Here is a 23102-nt window from a genome sequence, read left to right on the forward strand (position 1 = left end):
CTGACACACTTGAAAGCTTATTTGATTAACACTCCGCAACTTTACTTGAGTGTTTACACAAAATTATTGACAGAATCGATTTTGTAGTGATTATCAAAGACTTTTTAATACAATCATAGGCATTTACCTCCGTTTAAATTTTTATCTTTTGGAAAACGTCGGATTATCCGACATAATTATAATACACCCGATTTTAGAGATTGTCAAGAAAAATGTCGTTTTTTTCGACATTTTAAATTAATTAGGAGAAAATATGAGCATTTTTGGAGATAATATAAAGAGATTAAGAAAGAATAAGGGCCTAAAACAGCAAGAAATAGCTGAATTATTGGGTGTAAAACGAAATACATACAGTGACTGGGAAAATGGAAAGACGGAACCCAAACTGGAAAACGTTGTTAAAATAGCTCAAATTTTTAATACGACTACTGATGAGTTGTTAGGGCAAACAATATATTCAAAAGCAAGATTAGTTAGATTTTTAGATGACTATGATGTAAGTGATATAAAAAATTGGTCTAAAGAAGAAAGAGATAGCTTTAAATTTGCCATTTTATTTGAAATAATGCAAAGAAATGATAAAATTGGTTTGCTAAACTTAAAGAATAATTTAATTGTAGAGCATAACTTAGATAAAATTGAACGAGAAGTAATTAACACTATTTTTAAAGAAGTGCAATTGGAGTTTCAAGATTTTCCAAATTAGAACACAGTGTAATACCATAGGAATTAAAGTGTTGACAGAGAACTCAATTTGAAATAAGGACAAAAATGCTTTCACAAACCGATTTTGATTTTAAAGGAGGATTTATGAATTTGAAAGGTATAATCTTCGATATGGATGGAGTTATAGTTGATACAGAGTACCAAGATTTTCTAATACAGAAAGATTTTATCAAACACCTTAATCCAAAATCTAGTTACGAAGATTCTGAGCTATTGGTATTAGTTGGTAAATCATATTTTAATCTTTATAGGCTTTTACAGCAATTTATTGGGAAACAATATGATATAAAAACTATAGAAAAAGAATATGCTTCTTTTAGTGATGAGAGATATGAAAAAATTGATTATTCTTTACTTTTTAGAAAAGAAATTCTAAAAATTATTGACTATGCATTGAAAAACGGAATCAAATTAGCTGTAGCATCATCATCAAAATATGAGCATATTAATGAAGTTTTAGAAAGGTGTGACATAAAAAAATATTTTGATGTCATCGTTAGCGGAGAGAATTTTGTAGAAAGTAAGCCAAATCCGTCTATCTATTTAACAACGCTACATAAGTTAGAATTGCAAGCAGAACAATGTATTGCAATTGAAGATTCATACTCTGGAATTGAATCTTCAACTAGCGCCGGAATTGCAACTATTGGTTATTATGATAGCCGATTACCATTTTTTAATGACAAAGCGCAATGGAAAGTTGAAAATATGAAAGAAGTTTTACAAATAATAGAATCACAGAGTCTTTGAGTTGAAAGGCGATGAGGTTCTTGAGGACGTTAGAAAGAAATAAACTTGTTTCATAACGAAATTTAAGGTAACAGCGAACCGCTGAGTGTGTAGCTTTGTTGGTAAAAACGTAAATATTTTTGAGCGGAAGGTATTATGAAGTCACTGGAAACAGTGGCTTTTTGATATTAGTAGGGATGTATTATAGTAACCAATCAAGTTGAGATAGTTGCTTTTATACTAATACATTTTATTTTAATAATGAAGTTTATTACTATAGACACTTGATAGATATGTAAACTAACTACTATACCTCTAATTTTTAACGGACTATAGTTTAATTTGTTTTTTCTGTACTTGATAAGCGAAATCGAATCCCAAGGAAGTCCTTGAACTACCAAACTCCGTATCAAGTTTTTCTGAGTCAGGTGAAATTGTCTAGCTTAATTTGACAAATGAGATAACTAAGAAATAAGATTATCGACTCACTATTTATGGAAGTAGTTATTTAAGAGAGAAAGATGAGTTACTAAAAAGGTACTAAATTCTGAAAAAAGTCCCCTTTTTGTGAAAACCAAAAGTTCCAAAAGTCTGTTAAATCAATACCTTGCTACTTAAAAAATGCAAGAATGGAACTCAAAATCCAGTGTCCGCAAGGACGTGCCGGTTCGACCCCGGCCGCCGGTATAGTATTAAAGACAAGGTTTTTAGACCTTGTCTTTTTTGTTGAATAATTTATTAAAATTTCACTAAAAAAGGTCTATACCATTTACAAATTGTTTTGAAAGGTTTATAATGTAATTGACATAATAAATAGTAGATTATTTCTTAAGGGAGTTATCATTATGCCTAAGTATATTAAAGCTGATCAATTTTTCTATCCACATGGTATTCGTCGTGGAGGTTATTTGGAACTTATTGATGGCAAGTTTGGTAAGCATGTTGAAGAGATTTCTGAGGATGCTGAAATTTTAGATTATTCTGGTTATAGTATTGCACCTGGTCTCGTTGACACCCACATTCATGGTTTTGGTGGTGTGGATGTCATGGATAATAATATTGAAGGAACTCTTCATACGATGAGTGAAGGTCTTCTTAGTACAGGTGTTACTAGTTTCCTACCAACTACACTAACTTCATCATACGAACAATTGCTGGCTGTTACTCAAAACATTGGTGCACGCTATCAAGAAGCTTCTGGTGCTAAGATTCGTGGTATTTATTTTGAAGGACCTTACTTCACCGAAGAATTTAAGGGGGCTCAAAATCCTGCTTATATGAAAGATCCACGTATGGATGAGTTCCGCGCTTGGCAGAAGGCTGCTAATGGTCTTCTTAATAAAATCGCTCTTGCACCTGAACGTGATGGTGTTGAGGATTTTGTACGTACTATTACTGGTGAAGGTGTAACTGTAGCTCTTGGCCACTCTAATGCTACCTTTGATGAAGCTAAAAAAGCTGTTGATGCCGGGGCTAGTGTTTGGGTTCATGCCTATAATGGAATGCGTGGCTTAACACACCGCGAACTTGGTATGGTTGGTGCAATGTATGAGTTACCACACACTTATGCAGAATTGATTTGTGATGGTCATCACGTGGATCCTAAGGCTTGCGAAATTCTTCTTAAACAAAAAGGAACTGAAAATATTGCTCTTATCACTGACTGTATGACAGCAGGTGGTTTGCAAGATGGTGATTATATGTTAGGTGAATTTCCAGTTGTAGTTGCAAATGGGACTGCTCGTCTTAAATCTACAGGTAACTTGGCAGGTTCCATTCTCAAACTTAAAGATGGTTTGAAAAATGTTGTTGAGTGGGGAATTGCAAATCCTCATGAAGCAGTCATGATGGCTAGTCTGAACCCAGCTAAATCAGTTCATATCGATGACGTCTGTGGACAAATTCGTGAAGGCTACGATGCAGACTTTATCGTGTTAGATAAAGATTTGGAATTAGTAGCAACTTATCTAGATGGTGAAAAACGTTATCAAGCATAATTTCTAAAGAAGAAACTAGTTTAGTTTCTTCTTTTTTAAAATAAATTTGTTATTTATTTCACAAATTACTTGATTTTTGCATTGAAAAGGCTTACAATTATGATATAAATAATACAAATAAAAAAGCGGAGGATTGCTTATGAAAGCTTATACTTACGTTAAACCAGGCCTTGCGTCATTTGTTGATGTTGACAAACCAGTTATTCGCAAGCCAACAGATGCTATTGTGCGTATCGTTAAGACTACTATTTGTGGTACAGACCTTCATATTATTAAAGGAGATGTTCCTGCTTGTAAGAGTGGTACTATCCTAGGGCATGAAGGAATTGGTATTGTAGAGGAAGTCGGAGCAGGAGTTTCAAACTTCAAAAAGGGTGATAAGGTTTTGATTTCTTGCGTATGTGCATGTGGTAAGTGTTACTATTGTAAAAAAGGAATCTATGCTCACTGTGAAGACGAAGGTGGATGGATTTTTGGACATCTGATTGACGGTATGCAAGCAGAATATCTTCGTGTGCCTCATGCTGATAATACTCTTTATCATACTCCAGCTGACTTGTCTGATGAAGCTTTGGTTATGTTATCTGATATCTTGCCAACTGGCTATGAAATTGGTGTCTTAAAAGGGAAAGTTGAGCCTGGTTGTAGTGTAGCTATCGTTGGTTCAGGGCCAGTTGGATTGGCAGCTCTCTTGACGGCACAATTCTATTCTCCAGCTAAATTGATTATGGTGGACCTAGACGATAATCGCTTGGATACTGCAGTTTCTTTCGGTGCTACTCATAAGATTAATTCTTCAGACCCTGAAAAAGCAATTCAAGAAATTTATGATTTGACAGATGGTCGAGGTGTAGATGTCGCTATTGAGGCGGTAGGAATTCCTGCAACGTTTGATCTCTGTCAAAAGATTATCGGTGTAGACGGAACAGTAGCCAACTGTGGTGTGCATGGTAAACCAGTTCAGTTTGATTTGGACACTCTTTGGATTCGGAACATTAATGTAACTACCGGATTGGTTTCTACCAATACAACTCCTCAATTGTTAAAAGCTTTGGAAAGCCATAAAATTGAACCAGAAAAATTGGTAACTCATTATTTCAAACTTAGTGAAATAGAAAAGGCCTATGAAGTATTTAGTAAGGCCGCCGATCATCATGCGATTAAAGTGATCATTGAAAACGATATTTCAGAAGGTTAATCTTGCTTTTAAATCCAGTTATTCGTTTTTGAATAGCTGGATTTTTTGAAAATGTTATATAATTCGTGAAAATGAGCAAAATTCTTTCATTGTTCTCAAAATTTCGCTATAATATACGGTACAAAGGAAGTTAAACTATGTATCGAGTTATAAAAATGTACGGAGATTTTGAACCGTGGTGGTTTATAGAAGGCTGGGAAGACGACGTCATTGCGAGCAAAAAATTTGATAACTATTATGACGCCTTGAAATATTATAAGTCTTGTTGGTTTGAGTTAGAAAAGGAAATTCCCCTTTACAAAAGTAGAGGAGATTTGATGACTATTTTTTGGGATCCAGAAGATAAACGCTGGTGTGAAGAATGCGATGAATTTCTTCAGCAATATCATTCCTTGGCTTTGTTGGAAGATGGTCAAGTCATTCCTGATGAAAAATTTAGACCTGGTTACGAAAAGCAGACTGGTTTAGAAATCCACCGTACTTGTCGCATAAAAAAAGAAGAAACAACTTTTTAATGAAGTTGTTTCTTCTTTTTTTATATTTTCTTCGAATAATAAGAATGAGGAGGAAGATATGGTACAAACACTTGCACAAGAATTGATTACACTGGCCAAAAAACAAGGAGCTCAGGACATCTATTTTATTCCTAAAGAAAAAATCTATGAACTACATATGCGAGTTGGAGATGAGAGACATTTGATTAACACCTATGACTTTGAAAAGTTGGGGGCTGTCATTAGTCACTTTAAATTTGTTGCGGGGATGAACGTTGGAGAAAAACGCCGTAGTCAGCTTGGTTCCTGTGATTATCAGCATGGAGACAAGGTTTCTTCATTACGTTTATCGACGGTGGGAGATTATCGTGGTCATGAGAGTCTAGTAATCCGACTTTTGCATGATCAAGAACAAGAGTTGCGCTTCTGGTTTCAGAATCTTATGGAACTGGAAAATGGCTTTAGGCAACGCGGACTTTATCTTTTTGCAGGCCCCGTAGGAAGTGGTAAAACTACTTTGATGCATGAATTAGCCAAGTCATTGTTTAAGGGACAACAGGTCATGTCTATTGAAGATCCGGTTGAGATTAAGCAAGAAGCAATGCTACAATTACAGCTCAATGAAGCTATCGGACTTAACTATGAGAACTTGATCAAACTTTCCCTACGACATCGTCCAGATCTTTTAATCATTGGAGAAATTCGAGATAGCGAAACAGCCCGTGCCGTTGTACGAGCTAGTCTGACAGGTGCCACGGTATTCTCGACAATCCATGCCAAGAGTGTTCGTGGGGTTTATGAGCGCCTCTTAGAACTTGGTGTCAGTGAAGATGAACTTGCAGTTGTTTTACAAGGTGTTTGTTACCAGAGACTAATCGCGGGAGGAGGAATTATTGATTTTGCAAATGGAAATTATCAAGAACACCAGGCAGAAAAGTGGAATGGACAAATTGACCAGCTTCTTAAAGAAGGACATATCACTGCCATTCAAGCTGAAACGGAGAAAATTAGCTACCAGTAAGCAGAAGAAAATCATCACTCTCTTTAACAATTTGTTCTCGAGTGGTTTTCACTTAGTAGAAATCATTTCCTTTCTAGATAGAAGCCTCTTGCTGGAAAAGGAATATGTATCGCAGATGTGCCTAGGGCTCTCGCAAGGGAAATCTTTCTCGGAAATGATGGGGAATTTAGGTTTTTCGAGTGCGATTGTCACGCAACTTTCGCTGGCTGAAGTTCATGGGAATCTCCATTTGAGTTTGGGAAAAATTGAAGAATATTTAGATAATCTAGCTAAGGTTAAGAAAAAGTTAATTGAAGTTGCGACCTATCCAATCATTTTGTTAGCTTTCTTACTGCTTATTATGTTGGGATTGCGGAATTATCTCTTGCCCCAACTGGATAGTAGTAATGTGGCTACCTTAGTGATTAGTAACCTACCACAGATTTTTCTTGGTCTTACCCTAACACTAGGTCTCTTATCTTTAACAGGGCTGATATTCTACAGAAAATCTAGGAAGATTCAAGTTTTTTCTTATCTGGCTAGAATCCCCTTTCTAGGTGTGTTTGTTCAGTATTATCTAACTGCCTATTATGCTCGGGAATGGGGCAATATGATTGGACAAGGTTTAGAGTTGTCACAGATTTTCCAGATGATGCGGGAACAAGGGAATCCTCTCTTTAAGGAAATTGGATATGATTTAGAACAAGCTTTGCAAAATGGACAGGAATTTTCTAATGTTGTTCAGAATTATCCTTTCTTTAGAAGAGAGTTGGGATTAATCATTGAATACGGAGAGGTCAAGTCCAAGTTAGGAAGCGAATTGGAAATCTATGCGGAAAAAACGTGGGAATCCTTCTTTACTCGAGTCAATCGGACCATGAATCTAGTACAACCCATGGTATTTATTTTTGTAGCCCTACTAATCGTTTTATTGTATGCAGCTATGTTGTTGCCAATGTATCAAAATATGGAGGTAAATTTTTAGATGAAAAAAATGTTCACGAAATTAAAAGAAGCGAAGGCAAAAGCTTTCACACTGGTTGAAATGTTAGTCGTGTTGCTTATCATTAGTGTCCTGCTCTTACTGTTTGTGCCAAATTTGACTAAGCAAAAGGATGCAGTAAATGACAAGGGTAAAGCAGCAGTTGTCAAGGTGGTAGAAAGCCAAGCAGAACTCTATACTCTAGATAAAAATGAGGATGCCAGTCTAAGTAAACTACAGGCAGATGGACGTATTACTGCTGAGCAAGCAAAAGCTTACAAAGAATATCATGCAAAACAAAAGACAAGTCAAACAGTTGCAGATTAGGGCTTTTACCATGTTAGAAAGCCTATTGGTTTTAGGGATGGCTAGTATGTTAGCCTTGGGCTTATCAGGTTCGATTCAGTCGACTTTTGCGGCTGTGGAAGAACAGATTTTCTTTATGGAGTTTGAGGAACTTTATCGGGAAACCCAGAAGCGAAGTCTGGTTAGTCAACAAAAGATGAACTTGATGTTAGAAGAGAGAAGTATTGGCAATGGCTATCAGAAATTAGCGATTCCGAAAGGAATTCAATTACAGTCTAATCAGTCAATCACCTTTGACAAGGCTGGTGGGAATTCGTCTCTGGCGAGCGTGAGATTTCAAACAAGGAAAGAAGTGGTTCGCTACCAACTATATCTAGGAAATGGAAAGATTAAACGTATTCAAGAAGCAAAAAATTAAGGCAGTTATTCTACTGGAGGCAGTGATTTCACTCGCTATTTTTGCCAGTATTGCAACCCTCTTGCTAGGGCAGATTCAAGAAAGTAGACGACAGGAAGCAAGACTCATGGAACAGGAGGAAGTTTTGCGAGTGGCTCGAATGGCATTGCAGACTGGGCAAAAGCAGTTGACTGTCAATGGGCTTACGGTTAATGTTGTCTCGAATGAGCGAGGTTTGGAGGTGTATCATGAGACTGAAAAATTACTGGCGATTGAGGAAAAGTAAAGCTAGAGCTTTTACACTTTTAGAATCCCTGGTTGCCCTTATTGTGATTAGTGGTAGTTTGCTCCTCTTTCAAGCTATGAGTCAACTCTTGGTATCAGAAGTTCGCTACCAGAAAAGTCATGAGCAAAAAGAATGGCTCATATTTATGGATCAGCTGGAAGCAGAGCTGAATCGAGCCCAGTTTGAAAAAGTGGAGAATGATAGACTTTACCTCAAACAGGATGGGAACCCCATTTCCATGGGAAAATCAAAGTCAGATGATTTTCGGAAAACAGATGCTAGTGGACGTGGCTATCAACCCATGGTCTACGGTCTGAAATCAGCACATATTTACCAAAAAGGGCAAAATGTTCATTTCAATTTTCAGTTTGAAAAGGGACTAGAGAGGGAGTTTATCTATCGTGTGGAAAAAGAAAAAAGTTAGGGCTGGAGTTCTCCTTTACGCTGTCACTATTGCTGGAATTTTTAGTCTCTTGTTGCAGTTTTATCTGAATCGGCAAGTAGCCCATCATCAGGATTATGCCTTAAATAAAGAGAAGCTTGTGGCTTATGCGATGGCAAAGAGAACCTATGAAAGAGCTAGTTCTGAGAGTGGTCAGCAGTCATTTGATCTAGGGAAGGCAACTTATAGTAATGACCAAAAGGGATTTACAGCGATTGTTGACACTGGGAAAAATCAATTTGAATTTCGTTTTCCACCTTTGAAAAAGACTGACGACAAGACGGAGAAAACAGAAAAAAAGTCAAAAGAAGAAAGCGAGAAGAAAAAAGAAGAACAGGTAAAAAATGAGATTACCGAGACATCTAAAGTTGCTCCTTCTAAGAATGATAAGACATAGATTATCAGATTTGTAGAATCTAGTTTAAGTGGTGATGTTGGACTCAGTGGGTTAGGACGAGGTTTTTGCTTGAAATCATGCTATAATAGATACATATGGAGGACGGAAAATGGCAAGTGTAAAATTGTATCTAGTGCGTCATGGGAAAACAATGTTTAACACGATTGGGCGTGCTCAAGGTTGGAGTGATACTCCCTTAACAGCTGAAGGTGAGCGAGGCATTCATGAATTGGGAATTGGTTTGCGTGAGTCAGGCTTAACCTTCGAGCGTGCTTATTCGAGTGACTCAGGACGTACCATCCAGACTATGGGAATTATCCTTGAGGAACTAGGTTTGACAGGACAAATTCCTTATCGTATGGATAAGCGAATCCGTGAGTGGTGCTTTGGTAGCTTTGATGGTGCTTATGATGGGGACCTATTTATGGGCATCATTCCTCGTATTTTTAATGTTGATCATGTGCATCGTTTGTCCTATGCGGAGCTAGCTGAAGGATTGGTAGAAGTGGATACAGCAGGCTGGGCTGAAGGATGGGAAAAATTAAGTGGTCGTATTTGGGAAGGCTTTGAGGCCATCGCCAAGGAAATGGAAGCTAATGGGGGAGGGAATGCCCTCGTAGTCAGCCATGGAATGACAATTGGAACCATTGTTTATTTAATTAACGGAATGCACCCACATGGTCTTGATAATGGGAGTGTTACAATCCTCGAGTACCAAGATGGTCAGTTCTCGGTCCAGATTGTTGGGGATCGTAGCTATCGTGAAATTGGTCGGGCTAAAATGGAAGAATCAGGTCAATAAAGCATTCCTTTAAGTTGCATAACATTTTTATCGAAAAATAGACAGAGAGGCTACTGTCATCTTGGTGCTTGCTTGTATGAGTTGAGTGCTTTGACAATAGCTTTCTTTTTTGTTAGAATAGCATCAACATGAAAGCATAAGAAGGGACTGACTGAGCTGTCGTTCCCTTTTGTCTATCTTATAAGGGGGAAATATGCTGTTTCAGAAAATAAAAGCCTATAAATGGCAGGCGCTAGCGTCCTTGATCATGACAGGTCTCATGGTTACTAGTTCACTCCTGCAACCACGTTATTTGCAGGAGGTTTTAGAGGCTCTGCTAACAGGTGATCATGAAGCTATTTATACTATCGGTTTTTGGTTAATTCTTGTTGCCTTGATTGGTTTGGTCGCAGGTGGAATCAATGTTGTGTTAGCAGCTTACATTGCTCAAGGAGTTTCGTCTGACTTACGCGAAGATGCCTTTCGTAAGATTCAAACTTTTTCATATGCTAATATTGAGAAGTTTAATGCAGGGAACCTTGTCGTTCGTATGACCAACGATATCAACCAGATTCAAAACGTCGTTATGATGACCTTCCAAATTCTCTTTCGACTACCACTTTTGTTTATCGGTTCCTTTATTCTAGCAGTTGTCACCCTACCTTCACTGTGGTGGGTGCTAGTTCTTATGGTCGTTCTGATTGTTGCCATAATGGGTTTTATGATGGGAGTTGTGGGACCACGCTTTGCAAAATTCCAGACCTTACTAGAGCGTATCAATGCCATTGCTAAAGAAAATTTGCGTGGTGTGCGCGTGGTTAAGTCTTTTGTCCGAGAAAAAGATCAGTTTGATAAATTTACGCAGGTGTCAGATGAATTGTTGGGAGAAAACCTTTATATCGGTTATGCCTTTTCTGTTATGCAACCTGCAATGATGTTGATTTCTTACGGGGCTGTTTTTCTCTCAATCTGGCTTGTAGCCGGTATGGCAGAGTCAGATCCATCAGTTGTTGGAACCATTGCTTCCTTTGTAAACTACCTGAGTCAGATTATCTTTACCATCGTCATGGTTGGATTTTTGGGGAATTCAGTCACTCGTGCCATGATTTCCCTCCGTCGTATTCGTGAAATCCTTGATACAGAACCAGCTATGACTTTCAATGATGTGGAAGATGAAGTTTTAGAAGGAAGTCTCAGCTTTGAACATGTAACCTTCACCTATCCAAATGATGAGGAGCCTATCCTAAAAGATGTTTCCTTTGATATCGCACCTGGCGAGATGGTTGGGGTTGTCGGAGCAACCGGTGCAGGGAAATCCACCTTGGCTCAGTTGATTCCAAGACTGTTTGATCCCCAACAAGGTTCTATCAAAATTGGTGGAAAGGATATTCGTACAGTTAGCGAAGGGACGCTTCGCAAGACAGTTTCTATCGTTTTACAAAGAGCTATTCTTTTTAGTGGAACCATCGCAGATAATCTCAGACAAGGAAAAGGTGATGCAACTGTTTCCGAAATGGAACGTGCAGCTAGCATTGCCCAAGCTAGTGAATTTATTAGCCGCATGGACTTGGCCTTTGAAAGTCCGGTTGAAGAACGTGGGACCAACTTTTCTGGTGGACAAAAACAAAGAATGTCCATTGCGCGAGGGATTGTCAGCAATCCTAAAATCTTGATATTTGATGATTCAACTTCGGCACTAGATGCTAAGTCAGAACGCTTGGTTCAAGAAGCTCTCAACAAGGATTTGAAGGGAACAACCACCATTATTATTGCGCAAAAGATTAGCTCTGTTGTGCATGCGGATAAAATTTTAGTGCTTGACCAAGGTCGCTTGATTGGTCAAGGCAAACATGCTGACTTGGTTGCATCAAACCCAGTTTATCGTGAAATTTACGAGACGCAAAAAGGAAAGGAGGAGTAGGATGAAGACATTTGAATTCTTTTGGAACTATTTTAAAGTTTATAAGATATCCTTTGTCGTTGTTATTGCTATGATTATCATTGCAACGATTGCACAAGCCCTCTTTCCAGTATTTGCAGGTCAAACAGTCACAGAACTGGCTAATTTGGTTATAGCTTATCAAAATGGAAATCCTGATATGGTTTGGCAAAGTCTATTAGGACTCTTGATTAATCTTGCCTATATTTTGATTGTGCTCGTGGTGTCGAGTCTTATCTATATGGTTTTGATGAGCCGTATTATTGCCGAATCGACAAATGAGATGCGTAAGGGCCTTTTTGGCAAGCTTTCTCGCTTGACTGTTTCCTTCTTTGACCGCAATCAAGATGGGGATATCCTGTCACGTTTTACCAGTGATTTAGATAATATTCTCCAAGCTTTCAACGAAAGTTTAGTGTCTGTCATGACAAATATTGCCCTTTATATTGGTTTGCTGATTGTTATGTTTGCTAAAAATGTCACTCTTGCTTTGATTACAATTGCTAGCACTCCGATAGCGGTTATCATGTTGGTAGTCATTTTGAAATTGGCAAGAAAATATACCAACCTTCAGCAAAAAGAGGTTGGGAAGCTTAATGCTTATATGGATGAAAGTATTTCAGGTCAGAAGGCTATTATCGTTCAGGGTATTCAAGATGATGTAATCGCAGGTTTTGTCGAGCAAAATGAACGAGTTCGAAAGGCCACTTTCAAGGGAAGAATGTTTTCAGGAATTCTCTTTCCTGTCATGAACGGAATGAGTTTGGTCAATACTGCGGTAGTTATTTTTGTAGGTTCAGCTGTATTGCTGAATGATCAGAATATGGAGACAGCAACTGCTCTGGGCTTGATTGTTATGTTTACTCAGTTCTCTCAACAGTATTACCAGCCCATTATCCAATTGGCAGCTAGTTGGGGAAGCTTGCAACTTGCCTTTACAGGTGCGGACCGCATTCAAGAAATGTTTGATGCCGAAGAAGAAGTCCGCCCTCAAAATGCTCCTGTCTTTAACGAATTAAAAGAAGGTGTGGAGATTCGTAACGTGGACTTCTCCTACCTACCAGGGAAACCGATTCTGAAAGATGTCAGCATTTCTGCTCCAAAAGGGAAGATGATTGCGGTTGTTGGTCCGACAGGATCAGGGAAAACCACCATTATGAACTTGATCAATCGTTTTTACGATGTAGATACTGGCAGCATTACTTTTGATGGGAAAGATATTCGCGAGTTTGATTTAGATAGTTTGCGGAGTAAGGTGGGAATTGTTTTGCAAGATTCTGTTTTATTTAGCGGAACCATTCGAGACAACATTCGTTTCGGTGTACCAGATGCCAGTCAGGAAATGGTTGAAGCAGCTGCTAAAGCTACACATATCCATGAGTATATCGAAAGTCTGCCAGATAAGTATGATACTTTGATTAATGATGACCAGAGCGTCTTCTCAACCGGTCAGAAGCAGTTGATTTCCATCGCTCGTACCTTGATGACGGATCCCCAGGTCTTAATCTTGGATGAGGCAACATCAAACGTGGATACTGTAACAGAAAGCAAGATTCAAAATGCCATGGAAGCTATTGTGGCAGGAAGAACTAGTTTTGTGATTGCTCATCGTTTGAAAACCATTCTCAATGCCGATCAGATTATTGTCCTTAAGGATGGTCAAGTTATTGAACAAGGAAACCATCACGAATTACTCAAGCTTGGAGGCTTTTACTCCGAACTTTACCACAATCAATTTGTCTTTGAATAAGCAAAAAAGTTGTCCTAATTTTGGGCAACTTTTTCTGATAATACTCTTCAAAAATCTCTTCAAACCACGTCAGCTTCGTCTTTGACTATATATGTGACTGACTTCGTCAGTCTTATCTACAACCTCAAAGCAGTGCTTTGAACAACCTACGGCTCGCTTCCTAGTTTGCTCTTTGATTTTCATTGAGTATAAAAAAAAATTATCACGGACTTAAAAAATACATATTAGACAGGAAGGAGTTGGAGTGATAAGATAGATTTATCAAAGGAAATTGAAAGGAAAACAGTATGGCAAGAACGGTTGTTGGAGTAGCTGCGAATCTATGTCCTGTAGACGCAGAAGGAAAAAATATTCATTCATCAGTCTCTTGTAAATTTGCTGAGAGTATTCGCCAGGTTGGTGGACTTCCTTTGGTCATTCCGGTTGGTGATGAGTCGGTGGTCCATGACTATGTAGAAATGATTGATAAACTCATCTTGACTGGAGGGCAAAATGTTCATCCTCAGTTTTATGGTGAGGAAAAAACAATTGATAGTGACGACTATAATCTTGTTCGCGATGAATTTGAGCTAGCTCTCCTACAAGAAGCCTTGCGTCAGAATAAGCCAATTTTAGCCATTTGCCGTGGCGTTCAGCTTGTCAACGTCGCCTTTGGTGGGACACTCAATCAGGAGATTGAAGGACACTGGCAAGGGCTTCCTTTTGGAACGTCACATTCCATTGAGACAGTTGAAGGAAGTCTTGTGTCGCAATTGTTTGGTAAAACTAGTCAGGTCAATTCAGTTCACCGTCAGAGTATTAAAGACTTGGCTCCAAATTTTCGCGTAACGGCAGTAGATCCCCGTGACCAAACGATTGAGGCGATCGAATCTATTGACGAACACCGTATTATCGGCTTGCAGTGGCATCCAGAGTTTTTGGTCAATGAAGAAGATGGTAATTTAGAATTATTTGAGTATTTATTAAATGAATTATAACGACTAGAATCCTAGTCGTTTTTTATTCGTAGGGTTTGATGCCTCAAGTTTTTTAATTTTGTAAGATTTTACGCAAACGTTTGAATTATGATAAAATTTGGGAAAATTCAGTATAAAAACTTGATAAAATCCCTGTAAAGCGATATCATATAGAAGAAGAAATTTTGGAGGAATACTATGTCACATATTAAATTTGATTATTCAAAAGTATTAGACAAATTTGTTGCACCACATGAAGTGGAGTACATGCAAGCACAAGTTACAGCAGCAGACGAATTGATCCGTAAAGGAACTGGTGCTGGGAGCGACTTCTTGGGTTGGTTGGACCTTCCTGAAAATTACGACCGCGAAGAATTCGACCGCATCTTGAAAGCTGCAGAGCAAATCAAAGCAGACAGCGATGTCTTGGTTGTGATCGGTATCGGTGGATCTTACCTTGGTGCCAAAGCAGCCATCGACTTCTTGAACCACCACTTTGCAAACTTACAAACAAAAGAAGAACGCAAAGCACCTCAAATCCTTTACGCTGGGAACTCAATCTCATCTACTTACCTTGCTGACTTGGTAGAGTACGTGGCTGACAAAGACTTCTCAGTAAACGTGATTTCTAAATCAGGTACAACAACTGAACCAGCTATTGCTTTCCGCGTCTTCAAAGAACTCTTGGTTAAGAAATACGGTCAAGAAGAAGCCAACAAACGTATCTACGCTACAACTGACCGCCAAAAAGGTGCTGTTAAGGTTGAAGCAGATGCCAACGGTTGGGAAACATTCGTGGTTCCAGATGACATCGGTGGACGCTTCTCAGTATTGACAGCAGTTGGATTGCTTCCAATCGCTGCGTCAGGTGCAGACATCAAAGCCCTTATGGAAGGTGCTAACGCAGCTCGTAAAGACTACACTTCAGATAAGATTGCTGAAAACGAAGCTTACCAATACGCAGCAGTTCGTAACATCCTTTACCGTAAAGGTTATGCAACTGAAATCTTGGTAAACTACGAGCCATCCCTTCAATACTTCTCAGAATGGTGGAAACAATTAGCTGGTGAGTCAGAAGGAAAAGACCAAAAAGGAATTTACCCAACTTCAGCTAACTTCTCAACAGACTTGCACTCATTGGGTCAATTTATTCAAGAAGGAACTCGTATCATGTTTGAAACAGTTGTCCGCGTTGACAAACCTCGTAAGAACGTAATCATCCCTACTTTGGAAGAAGACCTTGACGGACTTGGCTACCTTCAAGGAAAAGACGTTGACTTTGTAAACAAAAAAGCAACTGACGGTGTTCTTCTTGCCCACACTGACGGTGACGTACCAAACATGTACGTGACTCTTCCTGAGCAAGATGCCTTCACTCTTGGTTACACAATCTACTTCTTCGAATTGGCCATCGCCCTTTCAGGTTACTTGAATGCCATCAACCCATTTGACCAACCAGGTGTTGAAGCATACAAACGCAACATGTTTGCCCTTCTTGGTAAACCAGGATTTGAAGAATTGAGCAAAGAATTGAACGCTCGTCTATAATAGAGTCAATAAAGAGTGGTTTTGCCACTCTTTTTACTATTTCTCGAAAAGAGAAATTGGACTCTGGCACGACTTGTGATATAATATAGAGAGCAAAAAGGCAGACGCCTAGAGACTTTATAGGAGAAGATATGTCAAAAGATATTCGTGTGCGTTATGCACCAAGTCCAACCGGACTACTACACATCGGAAATGCCCGTACAGCATTGTTTAACTACTTGTATGCGCGCCACCATGGTGGAACTTTTATTATCCGTATTGAAGATACTGACCGAAAACGTCATGTCGAAGACGGAGAGCGTTCACAGCTTGAAAACCTTCGTTGGTTAGGCATGGACTGGGATGAAAGTCCAGAGACTCATGAAAACTACCGTCAGTCTGAGCGTTTGGAACTCTATCAAAAATATATTGACCAACTCTTGGATGAAGGAAAAGCCTACAAATCTTACGTTACAGAAGAAGAGTTGGCTGCAGAACGTGAACGTCAAGAAACCGCTGGTGAAACACCTCGTTACATCAACGAATACCTTGGTATGAGCGAAGAAGAAAAAGCAGCTTACGTTGCAGAACGTGAAGCAGCAGGAATCATCCCAACGGTTCGTTTGGCTGTCAATGAGTCTGGTATTTACAAATGGCATGACATGGTCAAAGGCGATATCGAGTTTGAAGGTGGCAATATCGGTGGGGACTGGGTTATCCAAAAGAAAGATGGCTACCCAACTTACAACTTTGCCGTTGTCATCGATGATCACGATATGCAAATCTCTCACGTTATCCGTGGAGATGACCACATTGCCAACACACCAAAACAACTCATGGTTTATGAAGCACTTGGTTGGGAAGCTCCAGAGTTCGGTCACATGACTTTGATTATTAACTCTGAAACTGGTAAGAAGTTGTCTAAACGTGACACTAATACCCTTCAGTTTATCGAAGATTACCGCAAGAAAGGTTACCTGCCAGAAGCGGTCTTTAACTTCATTGCCCTTCTAGGTTGGAACCCTGGTGGGGAAGACGAAATCTTTTCTCGTGAAGAACTCATTAAACTCTTTGATGAAAACCGCCTCAGCAAGTCTCCAGCAGCCTTCGACCAGAAGAAACTAGACTGGATGAGCAACGACTACATTAAGAGAGCTGATCTTACAACTATCTTTGAGATGGCTAAACCATTCCTTGAAGAAGCTGGTCGCTTGACGGATAAGGCTGAAAAATTGGTGGAACTCTACAAACCACAAATGAAGTCAGTGGACGAAATCGTTCCATTGACAGACCTTTTCTTCTCAGATTTCCCAGAATTGACAGAAGCTGAACGAGAAGTTATGGCTGGTGAAACAGTTCCAACTGTACTTGAAGCCTTCAAAGCCAAACTTGAAGCGATGTCAGATGATGAATTTGTGGTGGAAAATATCTTCCCACAAATTAAAGCAGTCCAAAAAGAAACAGGGATCAAAGGGAAAAATCTCTTCATGCCAATTCGTATCGCTGTTTCAGGTGAGATGCATGGTCCAGAATTGCCAGATACCATCTACTTGCTTGGACGCGAAAAATCAATCCAACACATTGAAAAGATGTTGGCAGAGATTGTAAAATAAGCTAAGTTTCAACTACTTTTGGCTATAGTAATTGTAGGACTTAGTTCGAGAGTGGGACAGAAATCGGTAATTCGTTAGAATTCGATTTCGTCGTCCCACCTCCGCACAGTTGAGTAGGGCTGTAAAAGCTGATGAAATCAGCGTAGTAGAGCCCACTCAACCACTGCGTCTTGCTCGACAATCCAAATACAATTGAGAGGTTAGGACTTTTGTCCCAGCCTCTTTTTTATTGCTAAATTAGAATCATATTTTAGGCAACGCTTTAAAAAAGAGTTCCTTTTATATGTACTTATTTGAAAATGCAAAAGTTTTAGTGTATAATATTAAGTGACAGAGCAGGGGAAAGAAGTCAGTGATATGGTAAAATTCTTTACAAACAGACTCGAATTAGCCCAGACATCGTCTATGTTGTTTGTTGAGTCGACTTATTTTTTCTTTGCGTTTTGCTGAATACAGGAAGAAATTCGTGCGTTCATGCAACTATCATCCATAACGTGGTATAATATTAACTATCCTGATGAATTGAGGAAATCAAATGAAAGAATTTAACAAATCAATCAAATTAGAGCATGTGGCTTATGATATTCGTGGTCCAGTTCTTGAAGAAGCCATGCGTATGCGAGCAAATGGAGAAAAAATCCTCCGTTTGAATACAGGGAACCCAGCTGAGTTTGGCTTTACAGCACCTGATGAGGTCATCCATGATTTGATTATGAATGCGCGTGATAGTGAAGGTTATTCGGACTCAAAAGGGATCTTTTCAGCCCGTAAAGCAATTATGCAATATTGCCAATTGAAAAAATTCCCTAATGTAGGTATCGATGATATCTACCTTGGAAATGGTGTGAGTGAGTTGATTGTCATGTCCATGCAAGGTCTCTTGGACAATGGCGATGAAGTCTTGGTTCCTATGCCTGACTATCCTCTCTGGACAGCTGCAGTTAGCTTGGCTGGAGGAAATGCCGTTCACTACGTCTGTGATGAAGAAGCTGAATGGTATCCTGACTTAGATGATATCAAGTCTAAGATTAGTTCAAATACTAAGGCTATCGTTTTGATCAATCCAAATAACCCAACTGGAGCTCTCTATCCTAAGGAACTCTTGCTAGATATTATCGAGATTGCTCGCCAAAATGACTTGATTATCTTTGCGGATGAAATCTACGACCGTATGGTTATGGATGGCAATGTCCACACACCAGTTGCTAGTTTGGCTCCAGACCTTTTCTGTGTCAGCATGAATGGTCTGTCTAAATCTCACCGTATCGCTGGTTTCCGTGTGGGTTGGATGGTCTTGTCTGGACCTAAACATCATGTAAAGGGCTATATTGAAGGTCTCAACATGCTTTCAAACATGCGTCTTTGTTCCAACGTCTTGGCTCAACAGGTTGTTCAAACTTCACTCGGTGGTCACCAGTCGGTGGACGAATTACTCTTGCCAGGTGGTCGTATCTACGAGCAAAGAAACTTCATTTATAATGCCATTCAAGATATCCCAGGTTTGTCTGCGGTTAAGCCAAAAGCAGGACTGTATATCTTCCCTAAAATTGACCGCAATATGTACCGTATCGATGATGATGAACAGTTTGTCCTTGATTTCTTGAAACAAGAAAAAGTACTTTTGGTTCACGGACGAGGCTTTAACTGGAAAGAACCAGATCACTTCCGTATCGTTTATCTGCCACGCGTAGATGAGTTAGCCCAAATCCAAGAAAAGATGACACGTTTCTTGAAGCAGTATCGTAGATAAGGCTTTCATAGCAAAAAGCTGGAAACATTTGTCAGAGCTATTGACAAATGCGAAAGAATCAGATAGAATAGTAAAGTATGTTTAGTAACTGATCACTTTATAGCCGGCTAAACGAATACAAAATCTATGAGGAGGTATTCATCGTGAAACGTACTTATCAACCAAGTAAACTACGTCGTGCGCGCAAACACGGATTCCGTAACCGTATGTCAACTAAAAACGGTCGTCGCGTATTGGCAGCTCGTCGTCGTAAAGGACGCAAAGTTTTGGCTGCATAATCCAAACGAATTCAACAAAGAAGTCAGTAGGAACTCGAGTCTACTGACTTTTCTTTTATCTAAAAGAGAAAATTATCTAAAGTCATTGCTTGAGAATGAAAATTTTAGAAGATCTACTGGAAAAATCACATATAGAAAAAACTCAAAACCAGAGGATAAGTTCTCTGGTTTTGAGCTTTTTTATTCTTTCAAATGATATGAATAGCTGGCAACGACGACATCTTCGTGCCATCTGAGAGCGTATTTCAATTTGAGGCTCATTTGATTGTGTAGGATATTTTGCCAAGGTTTATTAGGGATAAACTGGGGAACTAGAACTGTAACCGTGTAGTTCTTTTTCTTGGCTTCTTGAGAGATTTTTCGAACATATCGAACTGTAGGAGTGATGATATCGCGATAGCTAGTATTAATGTTTTTTAGAGTGATATTTGGGAAGTAGTCGGCAAATTCTTGGAGGATTTCTTGGTCTTTTTCCTCTGTTTCTTTGGTGGAAATGTGCATGGCCAAAACCTCATCTCCAATACTTTGAGCATAGTTAATCGCTCCAACGCTGACTCGAGTAACATTTCCTACTAAGACAAGGACGACATTGCCATCGTAGGTTTTCTTTTGAATTCCTTCATAAAGTCGAAGCTGTTTGGCCACTTTTTGGTAATGACTGTGGATGGACAAAAAGAGGAAGGTTAGGACTAGGATAATTGGGAAGAATGGCCAGATATCTCCAAGTCTGAAGAAGAGTAGAATGAGAACGATAGCATAACAAATGATGGCACCGAGGATATTTGCAAAGGCAGATTTTAAGAAATGAGAGCCTTTTTCTTTTTTCCAGTGGCGAATCATCCCTGTTTGAGAAAGTGCAAAAGGTACGAAAACTCCAATAGTATAAAGAGGAATCAAGCGTTCTGTATTTCCGTTAAAAATGAGCAGAAGAATCATAGCACCGAAGGCTAAGGTCAAAATACCGTTTGAATAACCTAGGCGGTCACCCTTTTCCATAAAGAGATGGGGCATGTACTTGTTTTTAGCCATATTGTAAGCCAACATCGGAAAGGCAGAAAACCCAGTATTTGCAGCTACGGCTAGAATGAGAGCTGTTGAAAATTGGAAGAGATAATAAAGAACTTGACCGAGAGCTGAATCCCCTAAAATTCCTTTAGCCATCTGTGAAAGGATTGTTTCTCCGTGTTGAGGAGTAATCCCCATCCAGTAGTTTAGGAAGGTAATTCCTGCAAAGAGAAATCCAAGAATCAGAGACATGATGGTCAGTGTTTGAGCTGCGTTCTTCTCTTTGGGAGTTTTGAAAAATGGAACGGCATTTGAGATAGCTTCAACCCCGGTTAATGAAGCTGAACCGCTGGTAAAGGCTCTTAAAATCAGGACAATTGAGAGACTTGGGACAGTTTGACCAATTGCAGAAGTTGCATGATAGCTGAGAGAACCTGTCAATAGTTGGAATAAGCCAAACAATAAGAGGAAGACCGTGCTAAAGATAAAGAGATAGACAGGGATCATCAGTGAACTGGCAGATTCCTTCAAGCCTCGCAGATTCAAAAGCATGAGCAAACAGACCAGAAAAATGGAGATGTGGAGGTTGTAAGGATGGAGGGCAGGAAGTGCAGCAGTGATAGCGTCAGCGCCTGCTGCCACGGATACGGCAACTGTTAGCATATAGTCAACAAGCAGACTTCCCCCAGCAATCAAACCTAACTCAGGGGAGAGGTTTTCTCGAGTAACCATATAGGCACCTCCACCTTGAGGGTAGGCATGGATGATTTGTCTATAAGAAATGGTCAGGCTAGCTAATAGTAAGAGGACAAAAATGCCGATAGGAAGACTCCACCAAATAGCGAGGGGAGAAAGACTAGCCAAGACGAGGACGACCTGCTCAGGCCCGTAGGCAATAGATGATAGAGCATCGCTTGATAGCATTGCGAGTGCCTGCGTTTTTCCAAGTAGTCCTCCCTCGCCTTCAGTTAAGGACTTAAGGGGACGACCAATAAAGGTATATTTTAGTTTTGTAAACATTTTCTTTCCTTTTCTGAAAATTTCAACAAAAGTTATTATACTGCTATGAAAAAAAGCCGTCAAGAAAAAATGAATGATTTCAAAATATTTTTTCCTATAAGGATGAGACTAGTTTTTTTGGTATAATAGAAGGTAGAAAAAACGAGGGAATATACATGATTTTTGATACACATACCCACTTGAATGTGGAAGAATTTTTGGGACGCGAAGAAGAAGAACTTGCCTTAGCGGCTGAAATGGGTGTAACTCGGATGAATATTGTTGGTTTTGACAAACCGACTATTGAGCGTGCTCTTGAACTAGTGGACAAGTATGACCAACTCTATGCTACGATTGGCTGGCATCCAACGGAAGCAGGGACATACACAGAGGAAGTGGAGTCTTACTTGTTAGAAAAACTAAAACATCCAAAAATTGTTGCCTTGGGCGAGATTGGTTTGGACTACCACTGGATGACAGCCCCTAAAGAAGTACAGGAACAAGTTTTCCGTCGTCAGATTCAGCTATCTAAGGAACTGGACTTACCTTTTGTAGTTCACACCCGTGATGCGCTAGAAGACACTTATGAGATTATTAAGAGCGAGGGAGTCGGACCTCGTGGAGGGATTATGCACTCCTTTTCAGGTTCTTTGGATTGGGCGGAGAAGTTTGTAGATCTTGGTATGACTATTTCCTTTTCTGGAGTGGTGACTTTCAAGAAGGCGACAGATATTCAGGAAGCAGCCAAAGAGTTACCTTTGGATAAGATTTTGGTAGAGACAGATGCGCCTTATTTAGCCCCAGTACCCAAGCGTGGGCGTGAAAATAAGACAGCTTACACGCGCTATGTAGTAGACTTTATTGCCGACTTGCGTGACATGACGACGGAAGAATTAGCTGCTGCGACAAGTGCCAATGCAGAAGGCATCTTTGGATTGGAAAGTAAATCATGAAAGAGAAAATTTCCCAAGTCATCGTAGTTGAAGGACGCGATGATACGGTCAATCTTAAACGTTATTTTGATGTGGAGACCTATGAGACTCGTGGATCGGCTATCAATGAGCAGGATCTTGAACGAATCCAACGTCTACATGAACGTTATGGGGTGATTGTCTTTACAGATCCTGATTATAATGGGGAACGAATCCGGCGCCTGATTATGACCGCCATCCCAACAGTCCAGCATGCCTTTCTCAAACGTGATGAAGCTGCTCCCAAGTCCAAGACCAAGGGACGTTCCCTAGGAATCGAACATGCCAGTTATGAAGACTTGAAAACAGCACTGGCTCAAGTAACAGAGCAATTTGAAGTAGAAAGTGACTTTGATATTAGCCGTAGTGACTTGATTCGCCTTGGTTTTCTAGCTGGAGCAGACAGCCGAAAACGCAGAGAATATTTAGGAGAAAGCCTTCGTATCGGTTATTCCAATGGTAAACAACTTCTCAAGCGTTTAGAATTATTTGGCATCAGTCTAGCTGAAGTTGAAGATGCCATGAAATCGTATGAGTAGGTGTGAATGTAGCCTATAAAATCACTTTGCTTTCAAAGTT

At 39.6% G+C, this 23102-nt stretch carries 23 protein-coding genes and 1 pseudogene; 23 read left to right on the plus strand and 1 reads right to left on the minus strand.

The annotated features are described in order from the left end of the window. The first annotated feature begins 253 nt into the window (after positions 1–253). The 21 genes and pseudogenes from K1I67_RS03360 to rpmH all read left to right on the plus strand — a co-directional run bounded on the left by K1I67_RS03360 (position 254) and on the right by rpmH (position 19548). Complete coding sequence (locus K1I67_RS03360) at positions 254–706, plus strand: helix-turn-helix domain-containing protein (protein WP_187539654.1); 453 nt, start codon at positions 254–256, stop codon at positions 704–706. 104 nt (positions 707–810) lie between these two features. Continuing rightward, the gene (locus K1I67_RS03365; protein ID WP_003005418.1) at positions 811–1476 is read left to right on the plus strand and encodes an HAD family hydrolase; all 666 of its coding nucleotides are present in this window, start codon (positions 811–813) and stop codon (positions 1474–1476) included. 320 nt (positions 1477–1796) lie between these two features. Next, a pseudogene (locus K1I67_RS03370) lies at positions 1797–1907 on the plus strand (IS30 family transposase); the annotation flags it as partial. Between the two features lie 393 nt (positions 1908–2300). Next, the gene (gene nagA, locus K1I67_RS03375) at positions 2301–3452 is read left to right on the plus strand and encodes an N-acetylglucosamine-6-phosphate deacetylase (RefSeq protein ID WP_223338751.1); all 1152 of its coding nucleotides are present in this window, start codon (positions 2301–2303) and stop codon (positions 3450–3452) included. Positions 3453–3591: 139 nt separating this feature from the next. After that, complete coding sequence (locus K1I67_RS03380; RefSeq protein WP_000649456.1) at positions 3592–4650, plus strand: zinc-dependent alcohol dehydrogenase family protein; 1059 nt, start codon at positions 3592–3594, stop codon at positions 4648–4650. 137 nt (positions 4651–4787) lie between these two features. Beyond that, positions 4788–5165 carry a DUF1033 family protein gene (locus K1I67_RS03385; RefSeq protein ID WP_007555701.1) on the plus strand — a complete coding sequence of 126 codons (378 nt, stop codon included), beginning with the start codon at positions 4788–4790 and terminating at the stop codon, positions 5163–5165. A 58-nt stretch (positions 5166–5223) separates the two neighbouring features. Next, positions 5224–6165, plus strand: coding sequence for a competence type IV pilus ATPase ComGA (comGA, locus tag K1I67_RS03390; RefSeq protein WP_223338752.1), 942 nt, complete (start codon positions 5224–5226; stop codon positions 6163–6165). Continuing rightward, positions 6086–7129, plus strand: a complete 1044-nt coding sequence (gene comGB, locus K1I67_RS03395) for a competence type IV pilus assembly protein ComGB (RefSeq protein WP_223338753.1) — start codon at positions 6086–6088, stop codon at positions 7127–7129. The genes comGA and comGB overlap by 80 nt, the downstream gene beginning before the upstream one ends. After that, positions 7130–7453: a competence type IV pilus major pilin ComGC gene (gene comGC / locus K1I67_RS03400; protein WP_223338754.1), complete on the plus strand. Its 324-nt coding sequence runs from the start codon at positions 7130–7132 to the stop codon at positions 7451–7453. After that, complete coding sequence (gene comGD, locus K1I67_RS03405; RefSeq protein WP_223338755.1) at positions 7416–7850, plus strand: competence type IV pilus minor pilin ComGD; 435 nt, start codon at positions 7416–7418, stop codon at positions 7848–7850. Before comGC ends, comGD begins: the two co-directional genes overlap by 38 nt. Beyond that, on the plus strand, positions 7813–8115 hold the full coding sequence (comGE, locus tag K1I67_RS03410; RefSeq protein WP_223338756.1) for a competence type IV pilus minor pilin ComGE: 303 nt from the start codon (positions 7813–7815) through the stop codon (positions 8113–8115). Before comGD ends, comGE begins: the two co-directional genes overlap by 38 nt. Further along, positions 8078–8539: a competence type IV pilus minor pilin ComGF gene (gene comGF / locus K1I67_RS03415; protein ID WP_223338757.1), complete on the plus strand. Its 462-nt coding sequence runs from the start codon at positions 8078–8080 to the stop codon at positions 8537–8539. Before comGE ends, comGF begins: the two co-directional genes overlap by 38 nt. Continuing rightward, complete coding sequence (comGG, locus tag K1I67_RS03420; protein ID WP_223338758.1) at positions 8517–8954, plus strand: competence type IV pilus minor pilin ComGG; 438 nt, start codon at positions 8517–8519, stop codon at positions 8952–8954. The genes comGF and comGG overlap by 23 nt, the downstream gene beginning before the upstream one ends. 109 nt (positions 8955–9063) lie before the next feature. Continuing rightward, positions 9064–9756 carry a histidine phosphatase family protein gene (locus K1I67_RS03425; RefSeq protein WP_223338759.1) on the plus strand — a complete coding sequence of 231 codons (693 nt, stop codon included), beginning with the start codon at positions 9064–9066 and terminating at the stop codon, positions 9754–9756. A 193-nt stretch (positions 9757–9949) separates the two neighbouring features. After that, a complete protein-coding gene (locus tag K1I67_RS03430) occupies positions 9950–11656 on the plus strand; it encodes an ABC transporter ATP-binding protein (RefSeq protein WP_223338760.1) in 1707 nt (568 codons plus the stop codon). 1 nt (position 11657) lies between these two features. Next, complete coding sequence (locus K1I67_RS03435; protein ID WP_223338761.1) at positions 11658–13424, plus strand: ABC transporter ATP-binding protein; 1767 nt, start codon at positions 11658–11660, stop codon at positions 13422–13424. Positions 13425–13711: 287 nt separating this feature from the next. Then, a complete protein-coding gene (locus K1I67_RS03440) occupies positions 13712–14401 on the plus strand; it encodes a gamma-glutamyl-gamma-aminobutyrate hydrolase family protein (RefSeq protein ID WP_223338762.1) in 690 nt (229 codons plus the stop codon). Positions 14402–14578: 177 nt separating this feature from the next. Continuing rightward, on the plus strand, positions 14579–15928 hold the full coding sequence (locus K1I67_RS03445) for a glucose-6-phosphate isomerase (protein WP_000018241.1): 1350 nt from the start codon (positions 14579–14581) through the stop codon (positions 15926–15928). A gap of 131 nt (positions 15929–16059) precedes the next feature. Then, positions 16060–17520, plus strand: a complete 1461-nt coding sequence (gene gltX, locus K1I67_RS03450; protein WP_223338763.1) for a glutamate--tRNA ligase — start codon at positions 16060–16062, stop codon at positions 17518–17520. Between the two features lie 535 nt (positions 17521–18055). Then, a complete protein-coding gene (locus K1I67_RS03455) occupies positions 18056–19270 on the plus strand; it encodes a pyridoxal phosphate-dependent aminotransferase (protein ID WP_045762715.1) in 1215 nt (404 codons plus the stop codon). 143 nt (positions 19271–19413) lie between these two features. After that, positions 19414–19548 (plus strand): 50S ribosomal protein L34, encoded by a 135-nt coding sequence (gene rpmH, locus K1I67_RS03460; RefSeq protein WP_000831905.1) that lies wholly within the window; start codon positions 19414–19416, stop codon positions 19546–19548. Positions 19549–19728: 180 nt separating this feature from the next. Here rpmH and K1I67_RS03465 read toward each other — a convergent pair whose 3' ends face one another. Further along, positions 19729–21573 carry an APC family permease gene (locus K1I67_RS03465; protein ID WP_223338764.1) on the minus strand — a complete coding sequence of 615 codons (1845 nt, stop codon included), beginning with the start codon at positions 21571–21573 and terminating at the stop codon, positions 19729–19731. Between the two features lie 155 nt (positions 21574–21728). On the opposite strand from K1I67_RS03465, the gene K1I67_RS03470 reads away from it, so the two are divergent. Both K1I67_RS03470 and rnmV read left to right on the plus strand, forming a co-directional pair. After that, positions 21729–22505 carry a TatD family hydrolase gene (locus tag K1I67_RS03470; RefSeq protein WP_223338766.1) on the plus strand — a complete coding sequence of 259 codons (777 nt, stop codon included), beginning with the start codon at positions 21729–21731 and terminating at the stop codon, positions 22503–22505. Next, entirely contained in the window at positions 22502–23062 is a 561-nt protein-coding gene (gene rnmV / locus K1I67_RS03475) for a ribonuclease M5 (protein ID WP_223338768.1), read from the plus strand. The genes K1I67_RS03470 and rnmV overlap by 4 nt, the downstream gene beginning before the upstream one ends. The last annotated feature ends 40 nt before the right edge of the window (positions 23063–23102 follow it).

This window comes from Streptococcus infantis (genome assembly GCF_019929575.1).
Lineage (GTDB): Bacteria > Bacillota > Bacilli > Lactobacillales > Streptococcaceae > Streptococcus > Streptococcus infantis_L.

What these genes read in the sequence shown, in the direction of transcription:
- K1I67_RS03360 (WP_187539654.1), top strand. Translation starts at nt 254, where the DNA reads ATGAGCATTTTTGGAGATAATATAAAGAGATTAAGAAAGAATAAGGGC.
- K1I67_RS03365 (WP_003005418.1), top strand. Translation starts at nt 811, where the DNA reads ATGAATTTGAAAGGTATAATCTTCGATATGGATGGAGTTATAGTTGAT.
- nagA (WP_223338751.1), top strand. Translation starts at nt 2,301, where the DNA reads ATGCCTAAGTATATTAAAGCTGATCAATTTTTCTATCCACATGGTATT.
- K1I67_RS03380 (WP_000649456.1), top strand. Translation starts at nt 3,592, where the DNA reads ATGAAAGCTTATACTTACGTTAAACCAGGCCTTGCGTCATTTGTTGAT.
- K1I67_RS03385 (WP_007555701.1), top strand. Translation starts at nt 4,788, where the DNA reads ATGTATCGAGTTATAAAAATGTACGGAGATTTTGAACCGTGGTGGTTT.
- comGA (WP_223338752.1), top strand. Translation starts at nt 5,224, where the DNA reads ATGGTACAAACACTTGCACAAGAATTGATTACACTGGCCAAAAAACAA.
- comGB (WP_223338753.1), top strand. Translation starts at nt 6,086, where the DNA reads ATGGACAAATTGACCAGCTTCTTAAAGAAGGACATATCACTGCCATTC.
- comGC (WP_223338754.1), top strand. Translation starts at nt 7,130, where the DNA reads ATGAAAAAAATGTTCACGAAATTAAAAGAAGCGAAGGCAAAAGCTTTC.
- comGD (WP_223338755.1), top strand. Translation starts at nt 7,416, where the DNA reads ATGCAAAACAAAAGACAAGTCAAACAGTTGCAGATTAGGGCTTTTACC.
- comGE (WP_223338756.1), top strand. Translation starts at nt 7,813, where the DNA reads ATGGAAAGATTAAACGTATTCAAGAAGCAAAAAATTAAGGCAGTTATT.
- comGF (WP_223338757.1), top strand. Translation starts at nt 8,078, where the DNA reads ATGAGACTGAAAAATTACTGGCGATTGAGGAAAAGTAAAGCTAGAGCT.
- K1I67_RS03425 (WP_223338759.1), top strand. Translation starts at nt 9,064, where the DNA reads ATGGCAAGTGTAAAATTGTATCTAGTGCGTCATGGGAAAACAATGTTT.
- K1I67_RS03430 (WP_223338760.1), top strand. Translation starts at nt 9,950, where the DNA reads ATGCTGTTTCAGAAAATAAAAGCCTATAAATGGCAGGCGCTAGCGTCC.
- K1I67_RS03435 (WP_223338761.1), top strand. Translation starts at nt 11,658, where the DNA reads ATGAAGACATTTGAATTCTTTTGGAACTATTTTAAAGTTTATAAGATA.
- K1I67_RS03440 (WP_223338762.1), top strand. Translation starts at nt 13,712, where the DNA reads ATGGCAAGAACGGTTGTTGGAGTAGCTGCGAATCTATGTCCTGTAGAC.
- K1I67_RS03445 (WP_000018241.1), top strand. Translation starts at nt 14,579, where the DNA reads ATGTCACATATTAAATTTGATTATTCAAAAGTATTAGACAAATTTGTT.
- gltX (WP_223338763.1), top strand. Translation starts at nt 16,060, where the DNA reads ATGTCAAAAGATATTCGTGTGCGTTATGCACCAAGTCCAACCGGACTA.
- K1I67_RS03455 (WP_045762715.1), top strand. Translation starts at nt 18,056, where the DNA reads ATGAAAGAATTTAACAAATCAATCAAATTAGAGCATGTGGCTTATGAT.
- K1I67_RS03465 (WP_223338764.1), bottom strand. Translation starts at nt 21,573, where the DNA reads ATGTTTACAAAACTAAAATATACCTTTATTGGTCGTCCCCTTAAGTCC.
- K1I67_RS03470 (WP_223338766.1), top strand. Translation starts at nt 21,729, where the DNA reads ATGATTTTTGATACACATACCCACTTGAATGTGGAAGAATTTTTGGGA.
- rnmV (WP_223338768.1), top strand. Translation starts at nt 22,502, where the DNA reads ATGAAAGAGAAAATTTCCCAAGTCATCGTAGTTGAAGGACGCGATGAT.